The sequence below is a fragment of the Parendozoicomonas verongulae genome, assembly GCF_009711465.1.
GTDB lineage: Bacteria > Pseudomonadota > Gammaproteobacteria > Pseudomonadales > Endozoicomonadaceae > Sansalvadorimonas > Sansalvadorimonas verongulae.
The window spans coordinates 1-1,876 of sequence record NZ_SMME01000608.1; the positions used below are offsets into that span (position 1 = coordinate 1).

At 55.3% G+C, this 1,876-nt stretch carries 1 protein-coding gene; it reads left to right on the top strand.

Annotated features, from left to right (window positions below):
• Nucleotides 1-82 precede the first annotated feature (82 nt).
• Nucleotides 83-1,876, top strand: a 1,794-nt coding sequence (locus E1189_RS01850) for a P-loop NTPase family protein (protein WP_155158381.1), incomplete at its 3' end; no start/stop codon positions are given.

Here is a 1,876-nt window from a genome sequence, read left to right on the forward strand (position 1 = left end):
CAACACATTTTCGCACCTGACGGTTAATGACGCACTTCAGCTTTATGACGGACAGGCTTATAGCTTGCTACGGGATGCCCTGATGACTCGGGCTGTTAATGCACAGCTTTCATCTATCCACAAGCGAGCTTTGACACTGGAACGAACGATTGCGGCTATTCGGCAGAACACTCACATCACTAAAGATGAAAAATACCAGCAAATCGTCCAACAACTCCACCTGTCTTGTCCAGAGCTGCCAGAGGGAGAGAGAGAGGCACTGGCCGAAGCCCTCCTGCATAACCGGCGTTTATGTTCACTCCGTTATCAGCGAAGACTCCAGCGTCTCGCTGCCCGCATAAACGGGCACCCGCTGGTTTTCCTTCAGGGAGAAGCCGGAGCGGGGAAAAGCTATATGGCGCGCGCGGTGATAGCCGAGCTGAAAAAAAAACCGGCATGGCAGCATTTACCCGATTCCCCCCAGATTATCAGCCTGGGGCCTCACAGTTCGGTTGAGGGTCTGTTTGGAGAAACCACTCTGGACGAGCAAGGTGCCGACAGCTCTCGTTTTGTTCCGGGACCACTGCTGCAATGGGCGCTGAATCCTGCACCGCCCCTGCTTGTGCTCGATGAAGCGAATCTTGCACCGGAAGGATTACTGGCCGCTCTGGCCGGCCTGACATCCACACCGCCACGGCTTTGCTTTCAGGGAAAAATCTGGCTCTTGAGTGAGCGTCACCGGGTGGTTCTTACCGGCAATCTGGATTTCTACAGCGGTCGGCATATGGACTCGGCCCTTCGGGGGCAAATACTGACCCTTTATTATCCTCCGATACCACTGGATGATCTGGCTGAACAGCTTATTCATCCCAATCTGCCAGAAGACTGGCCTGAAGCCTTCAAGCAACAAACGACACAGCTCATACAAAAATTGTATGAAGACTTTGATCGCTGCCTGTCCGGCCAGGGCCAAAGCACTCTCAGCCCTCGGGATTTGCAGGATGTGCTGGCCAATATCCACCAGACCCTCCGGCACCATGACCATCAAAGGGGGCCGTGTTCTATCACCCAGAGCCAGATAACCGCCGTCGTCTGGAAAGCGTTTGAGGACAGTCTGTCAGGACGAGCCACCGAGAGTACCAGACAGCAGCTGGCAAAGCTTCGCCAGGAATGCGCCCCTGTGAATGCTGCCGGCGCAGATATCATCCAGCCCCAGAATGACCTCTTCGCATTTTTTTTAGACACCCTGCGTCGTGAAAACCCGGACTTTGACTTAAGCGCTGCCCCCATCGTCAGGCTGGTGCGCCATTACTGGCAATTCCTTGACCGTCAGGGTCATGAAGGCCTGACCGGCCGACGGGCGATTCTGGTCGAAGGCCCCGCAGGCTGGGGCAAAGACAAGATCTTATCTCTGGTGCTGACACAGTGGGAAAAACAGTTCCCTGTCACCTATCCTTACGTCCCTGTTAATGCCAACCCATCACGCTGGGATGAACTGGTGAAGACCGTGGAGTCAGCCATGGCCCGTGGGCAAAAGCTGATTATCAGTGAGCTGAACCTGTTACCCAGTGAATATCTGGAAGGACTGTTCAACGACATCCTTTCCAGGCCCGGCAAACCGGGTTTTGCTCTGTTTGCGACCATCAATCCTCCGGCCTTCGGAGGCCGGGAGTCCCTCTCTTCTGCAATGAAAAGCCGTTGCACACAGATACAGCTCAGTCCTCTCCAACCCGACGATATCCAGGGTATTCTCGACCGTCGCCCTGGCGTGAGCAGCCGCCTGAGCAACTGGCTGGCTCCCCGCTACCAGCGACTGGCAAACCAACTCGTTAAGCGAAAGAGCCCGGTTCAACTGTCTCTGGCGGATCTCATGCGGGCGATCGACGCATTACAGGGA